The organism is Streptomyces sp. KLMMK (assembly GCF_036961605.1).
GTDB lineage: Bacteria > Actinomycetota > Actinomycetes > Streptomycetales > Streptomycetaceae > Streptomyces > Streptomyces telluris.
Genome location: NZ_JBAMDC010000348.1, coordinates 1 through 6,724 on the forward strand (window position 1 = coordinate 1; position 6,724 = coordinate 6,724).

6 protein-coding genes are annotated in these 6,724 nt (G+C 72.4%); 1 reads left to right on the plus strand and 5 read right to left on the minus strand.

The window, feature by feature from the left end; genetic code table 11:
- From V7793_RS30535 to nsdA, 4 genes are all read right to left on the minus strand, one after another.
- Nucleotides 1–1,002, minus strand: a 1,002-nt coding sequence (locus V7793_RS30535) for a nucleotidyltransferase domain-containing protein (protein WP_336012598.1), incomplete at its 3' end; no start/stop codon positions are given.
- A 31-nt stretch (nt 1,003–1,033) separates the two neighbouring features.
- Entirely contained in the window at nt 1,034–1,372 is a 339-nt protein-coding gene (locus tag V7793_RS30540) for a P-II family nitrogen regulator (RefSeq protein ID WP_058046471.1), read from the minus strand.
- On the minus strand, nt 1,369–2,691 hold the full coding sequence (locus V7793_RS30545) for an ammonium transporter (RefSeq protein WP_336012601.1): 1,323 nt from the start codon (nt 2,689–2,691) through the stop codon (nt 1,369–1,371). Before V7793_RS30545 ends, V7793_RS30540 begins: the two co-directional genes overlap by 4 nt.
- Before the next feature lie 302 nt (nt 2,692–2,993).
- Nucleotides 2,994–4,484: a transcriptional repressor NsdA gene (gene nsdA, locus V7793_RS30550; protein ID WP_336012604.1), complete on the minus strand. Its 1,491-nt coding sequence runs from the start codon at nt 4,482–4,484 to the stop codon at nt 2,994–2,996.
- Between the two features lie 474 nt (nt 4,485–4,958).
- On the opposite strand from nsdA, the gene V7793_RS30555 reads away from it, so the two are divergent.
- Nucleotides 4,959–5,636, plus strand: coding sequence for a bifunctional DNA primase/polymerase (locus V7793_RS30555; RefSeq protein WP_336012608.1), 678 nt, complete (start codon nt 4,959–4,961; stop codon nt 5,634–5,636).
- A 159-nt stretch (nt 5,637–5,795) separates the two neighbouring features.
- Here V7793_RS30555 and ftsY read toward each other — a convergent pair.
- Nucleotides 5,796–6,724 (minus strand): signal recognition particle-docking protein FtsY (gene ftsY / locus V7793_RS30560; protein WP_336012611.1); only part of this gene is annotated, 929 nt, incomplete at its 5' end.

Consider the following 6,724-nt stretch of genomic DNA (forward strand, 5'->3'; position numbering starts at 1 on the left):
GCGGGCCAGCACGGCCTCGCCCTCCTGTTCCACGACGCCGTCGGCGAGGGAGAGCCGCTCGATCTCGACGAAACCGCCGCGCCCTCCGCGGCCGCCCAGGATGCGGCGCAGCCGGGGCCGCGTGGAGCGGGCGCGCAGGACCCGGCCGACCTCGCGCCAGGTGACGTCCGCGGCGTAGGAGACCGTACGGGCGGCCTCGTACACCCCGTGCAGGAGGCGGTCGGCGTCGGTGAGGCCGAGGGCCGCGGCGACCTGGTCCTGCTCCTGGAGGGCGAGCCGGTCGGTGGCACGCCCGGTGGTGAGGTGGAGGGCGTCGCGGACGTCGAGGAGGTGCGTGCGGGCGCGTTCGAGCCCCGCACGGGGCGCGTCGGCGAGCCATGAGGCGGCGACGGCGCGCAGGGCGGTGGCGTCGCGGAGGCCGCCCCGTGCCTCCTTGAGGTCGGGTTCGAGGAGGAAGCGGAGTTCGCCCTGGTGCCGGGTGCGCTCCTCGCCGAGCTCGCGCAGCTCGGCGAGGCGGGCGGGGGCCTGGGCGCGCCAGTCGGCGTAGGCGGTGGCGCGCAGTGCGGCGGTGAGCTCTTCGTCGCCGGCGAGGTGGCGGGCATCCAGGAGGCCGAGGTGGACCTTGAGGTCGCCGGCGGCGGTGCGGCGGGCCTCGGCGGGGGTGCGCACGGAGTGGTCGAGGGCGAGCCCCATGTCCCAGACGGGGTACCAGACGCGGTCTGCGATGGCCGCGATCTTGGAGATGTCCGCGGCGCCGTCGTGGAGGAGGAGGACGTCGAGGTCGCTGCGGGGTGACAGTTCGCCCCGGCCGTAGCCGCCGACGGCGACGAGGGCGACGCCCTGCGTCTCGCCCAGCAGGGCGCCGAGCCACTGGTCGGTGAGGCGGGCCAGGGCGGCGCGGCGCGGCGGCCCGGTGAGCGCCCCCTGGTGCAGGAGGCGCAGCCGGGCCGCCGCGTAGCCGCTGGGTTCCGAGTCGGCGGGGCAGGTCTGCGGGTCGTTCAACTCGGCTCCCTTCACGGCGGGCTGGCGGGGGTCAGAGGGCGTCGGGGCCGCGTTCGCCGGTGCGTACGCGGACGACGGTCTCGACGGGGACGACCCAGACCTTGCCGTCGCCGATCTTGCCGGTGTGCGCCTTCTTGAGGATGACGTCGATGACGTCCTCGGCGTCGTCGTCCTCGACGAGGACCTCGATGCGGGCCTTGGGGAGGAGGTCGACGCGGTACTCGGCGCCGCGGTAGACCTCGGTGTGGCCGCGCTGGCGGCCGTAGCCGCTGGCCTCGCTGACGGTCAGGCCCTGGACCCCGAAGGTCTGGAGGGCCTCCCTGATCTCGTCGACCCGGAAGGGCTTGACGATCGCGGTGATGAGCTTCATGCGTCCACCTTCTTGTTCTTCGGAGCGGCGGCCTGCTCCTGGCCGGCTTGCTCCCGGTCATCCTGCTCGCTGGTCGCGGCCGGCCGGTGAAGGGCGGGCGCGGCGGTGCGGGTGACGGCGCCGACGCCGGTGTGGTCGTAGGCGGTCTCGGCGTGGAAGGCCTGGTCGATGCCGCTGATCTCGTCGTCCTCGGCGGCCCGGAAGCCGATGGTCTTGTCCACGAGCTTGGCGAGGAGCCAGGAGACGGTGAACGAGTAGGCCATGACGGAGAACGCTCCGACGGCCTGGCGGCCGAGCTGCGTGAGGCCGGCGCCGTCGGTGGCGAGGAGACCGACGAGGAGGGTGCCGATGACGCCGCCCACGAGGTGGACGCCGACGACGTCGAGGGAGTCGTCGAAGCCGAGCTTGAACTTCAGGCTGACGGCCCAGGAGCAGACCGCGCCGGCGACCACGCCGATGAGGAGGGCGCCGAAGGCGTTGACCGCGGCACCGGAGGGCGTGATGGCGACGAGGCCCGCGACGGCCCCGGAGGCGGCGCCCAGGGTGGTGAAGGCGCCGTGCCGGATGCGCTCGTAGGCGAGCCAGCCGAGCATGGCGGCGCCGGTGGCGACCTGGGTGTTCATGGCCATGTTGGCGGCGGCGCCGTTGGCGGCCAGCGCGGAGCCGGCGTTGAAGCCGAACCAGCCGAACCACAGCAGGCCCGTCCCGAGCACCACCAGGGGCAGGCTGTGCGGGCGCATGGGGTCCTTCTTGAAGCCGATGCGCTTGCCGACGACGAGAACCGCGGCGAGGGCGCCGATGCCCGCGTTGATGTGGACGGCGGTGCCGCCCGCGAAGTCGATCACCTTCAGCTTGAACAGCCAGCCGTCGGCCTGCCAGACCCAGTGGGCGACGGGGAAGTAGACGACCGAGACCCAGAGGGTGATGAACAGGGCCCAGGCGCTGAACTTCACACGGTCGGCGAGCGCCCCGCTCATCAGCGCCGGGGTGATCACGGCGAACATCAGCTGGAAGAGGGCGAAGGCGAAGACGGGAATGCCCTCCTTGCCTCCGGTCAGGGTCTCGGGGCTGATGCCCTTGAAGCCGATGTGGCCGAGATCGCCGAGCAGTCCTGCGCCGACGTCGTCGCCGAAGGCGAGCGAATAGCCGAAGAGCACCCACAGGACGGTCACGATGCCGAGCGAGATGAACGACATCATCAGCATGTTCAGGGCGCTCTTGACCCGCACCATGCCGCCGTAGAAGAAGGCCAGCCCCGGTGTCATCAGCATCACGAGTGCGGCACTGATCAATACGAATGCGGTATCCGCGCCATTCATGGTCGGTGTCTCCTCGAAGCGGCGGCCCGAGCGGGCCGGTTTTCGCCATGAGGTTGGCGCAGCGGGATTTCAGCCGATGCAGCCGGTTGTTTCGCCGCAGTGACGAAGACGGCGGGAGTGTTACGCCCGGGTGAATCGGCCGGGGCGGGCGGGTGATCACCGCTAGCCTTCGCCGCCCGTGCGCGGCTCGCGCCGGCGCACGGGGCCGGCCGCGACGTCCGCCCGGTGTGACCTGGCGTGGGGGAGCCGAGTCGGGCTGTTCGGGGGGAGCGTCGCGGCCGGGTACGGGGGCCGGGTGGTGGTCAGACCGCTTGGACGGCTTCCACCGATTCCGGCAGGTGGACGGTGATCTGCTCGGTGAGGGCGACGACTTCGGCGACGTCACCGAAATCGCGCGCGGCATTGTCGACGGTCTTGCGGAGCCGGTTGTTGACCCGCTCCGAGCGCACCTGCTTGGCAATCTTGAGGGCCTTGCCGGCGAGGACCGTGGACTGCTCGGGCTCGCCCTCCATCAGGTGGACGGTGGCCATGCCGATGAGGTTGAGCGCATACGAACGGTGGTGCTCGGCGTCCTGCGCGAAGAGCTCGACGGCGCGCTCCATCTTGGGGCGGGCGAGGGAGGCGTACGTGGGGCTGCGACCGGCCACATAGGCGAGGTCGCGGTAGGAATGGGCGTTCTCCGCATTGAGCTCGGCCTCGGAGAAGAAGCGGATCCAGTCGGGATCGCCGTCGCCGGAGGAGCAGTCGGAGAAGCAGTCCTCCGCCATGTTGACCGCGCGCTTGCACTTGGAGGGCTGCCCCATGTTGGCGTACGCGCGGGCCTCCACGGCGTACAGCATCGCCTGGGTGCGTGCGGTGGCCGTCTCGCGGGAGCCGTACTGGCCGAGGTGGATGAGCTCCAGGGCGTCGTCCGGCCGGCCGAGGTGGATCATCTGACGGCCCATGCTGGAGAGGATGTACGCGCCGAGGGAGCGGTCGCCCGCCTCCTTGGCGGCGTGGAGCGCCAGGACGAAGTACTTCTGGGCGGTGGGGTGCAGGCCGATGTCGTAGCTCATCCAGCCTGCGAGCTCGGCCAGTTCGGCCGCGGCCCGGAACAGCCTCTTGGAGGTGGCCTCGGGCTGGGGCTCCTGGAGGAGATCGGTGACCTCGTGGAGCTGGCCGACGACGGCCTTGCGCCGCAGACCGCCGCCGCACTGGGCGTCCCACTGGCGGAACATCATGGTGGTCGACTCGAGGAGGTCGAGCTCGGGGCCGGAGAGGCGGCCCGCGCGCGCGGAGCGGTCCTGAGCGGCGCCGGAGCCGTCCCTGCCGGCGGGGCCGGGGGCCAGCCAGCGCTGCATGGGCTCGATGAGCGCGGGGCCGGCGGACAGGGCGAGCGAGGCGCCGAGGAAGCCGCGCCGCGCGAGCATCAGGTCGCTGCGGGAGAACTCGCTGATCAGCTCGACGGTCTGCGGGCCCGCCCAGGGCAGGTCGACGCCGGAGACGGACGGGGACTGGTGGGCGGAGCGCAGGCCGATGTCCTCGATGCCGACGACGCAGCCGAAGCGCTCGGAGAACAGCTCGGAGAGGATCTTCGGGATGGGCTCGCGCGGCTGCTCGCCGTCGAGCCAGCGGCGCACGCGCGAGGTGTCCGTGCTGATGTGATGGGCCCCCAACTGCCGCGCCCTGCGGTTGACCTGCCGCGCGAGCTCGCCCTTGGACCATCCGCTGCGCAGGAACCAGGAACCCAACTGCTCGTTGGGGCGCTTGTCAGCCTTCTCGGCACCGCCGGTGCCGCTGCCGTTGCCGCCCACCTGGAAGCCCCCATCCCGAACTCTGCTGTCTGTGCGTGAACCGTGTGAACCACGCACAGCTTGCCGCTTTTTGCGGCGGCCCGTGCGGCGATGCACCCCGGGCCGCGAGGAATTTCCGGCCGGGCGACGAGACGGTTCATGCCTCCGGCATACCCACCGGCGGGGCGCATCTCCCGTGGGCTCATGCACCGAAAGTAATCCTACGATCACGGCTGACGCGAGAGCAGTCCAGTAAACGCCACCATTCGCCACCCCAAGGAATGAACTCAACCGCACCTCCACGCGATTGACTTGACACGGGACGATCAGGGAGGGCCCAGGGACGGAGTGGATCGACGCACACCCCGGCGCATGGTCGGCACCGCGCTACCCGTCGCACACCGTCGCGCCGCCCCCGGAAGGGATTAGGCAACGGTCCGTGTCCGAGACACTCCGACTCGTAACCATCCGCGAGCACGACCCGTTGGAGGGGGCATGGGCTTCACAATCGGCGGCATCCGGGACCTGCGCTCGAGCTCTCGGCGCCGCGGACGCGCGTACGAGTGCGTCACGACGGTGGCGGAGTACACCGGCCTGTGGGGGTGGGATGTGGTGCCCGGCGCCCGCGCCTCCCGCGGCGGTCGCCCGGCCGGCGCGGTCTGCTCGTGCGGTGCCGACGACTGCCCCTCCCCCGGCGCGCACCCGCTCTCCTTCGCCCCACGCGTGCCCGCGGGCGCCACGCTGGACGCGGCGGCGGCCGCATGGGCCGAGGTGCCGGGTGCGGCCGTGCTGCTGCCCGTGGGGCGCTCCTTCGACATCCTGGAGGTCGCCGAGGCGGCCGGGCGGCACGCCCTGGCCCGGCTGGAGCGCATGGGGCTGCCGCTCGGCCCCGTGGCCCTCACGCCGCACGGCCGGGCGCTGTTCTTCGTTGCCCCCGGCGCCGCCGGTGAGCTCCCCCAGCTGCTCTACCGCATGGGCTGGGACGACGCCCGGCTCGACCTGCGCTGCCTGGGCCCCGGGGAGCACGTCACCGCGCCTCCCTCGGACTACGCCGGCCTCGGCCCCATGCGCTGGCTCCGCCCGCCCACGCTGGACACCGCGGGCCGCCCCCCGCACGCCCGGCTGCTCCTCGGCACCCTCGCGTATGTGTGCCACCGGTCGGCGGCGTCCTGAGCCCCGGCGGCCTTCCGGCCGGGCCCCACGCGAAAGGGCCCCTTCCGCAGCTGCACCTGCGGAGGGGGCCCTTTCTCACCCGGACGCCGCGCGCCCGGCCTGCGGAGCGCCTCGGGGCGTCCCGGCGGGGCCGGCCGTCGCGTACGGGCGTACGGCGCGTCAGTCGCCGATGAGCGCGTCGACGAACGCCTCGGGCTCGAACGGCGCGAGGTCGTCCGCGCCCTCACCCAGGCCGACGAGCTTCACGGGCACGCCCAGCTCGCGCTGGACGGCCACGACGATGCCGCCCTTGGCGGTGCCGTCGAGCTTGGTGAGGACGATGCCGGTGATGTTGACGACCTCGGCGAAGACGCGCGCCTGCACGAGGCCGTTCTGACCGGTGGTGGCATCCAGGACGAGCAGCACCTCGTCGACCGAGCCGTGCTTCTCGACGACCCGCTTGACCTTGCCGAGCTCGTCCATGAGGCCGGTCTTGGTGTGCAGGCGGCCGGCCGTGTCGACCAGGACGACGTCGGCGTTCTCGGCGATGCCCTCCTTGACGGCGTCGAAGGCGATCGACGCCGGGTCGCCGCCCTCGGGCCCGCGGACCGTGCGGGCGCCGACGCGCTCACCCCAGGTCTGCAGCTGGTCGGCCGCGGCCGCACGGAAGGTGTCGGCGGCGCCGAGGACGACGGACTTGCCGTCGGCGACGAGCACGCGCGCGAGCTTGCCCGTGGTGGTGGTCTTACCGGTGCCGTTGACGCCGACGACCATGACGACGCCGGGCTTCTCCTCGCCGTTCACACCCACGCCGGGCTCGGTGTGGACGCTGCGGTCGGCGTCGGTGCCGATGAGGGCCAGCAGCTCCTCGCGGAGCAGGGCGCGCAGTTCCTCGGGGGTACGGGTGCCGAGCACCTTCACGCGCTCGCGCAGGCGCTCGACGAGCTCCTGCGTGGGGGCGACGCCGACGTCGGCGGTCAGCAGGGTGTCCTCGATCTCCTCCCACGTGTCCTCGTCGAGGTGCTCGCGGGACAGCAAGGTCAGCAGACCCTTGCCAAGAGAGTTCTGGGAACGCGAAAGACGGGTGCGCAGCCGCACGAGGCGGCCGG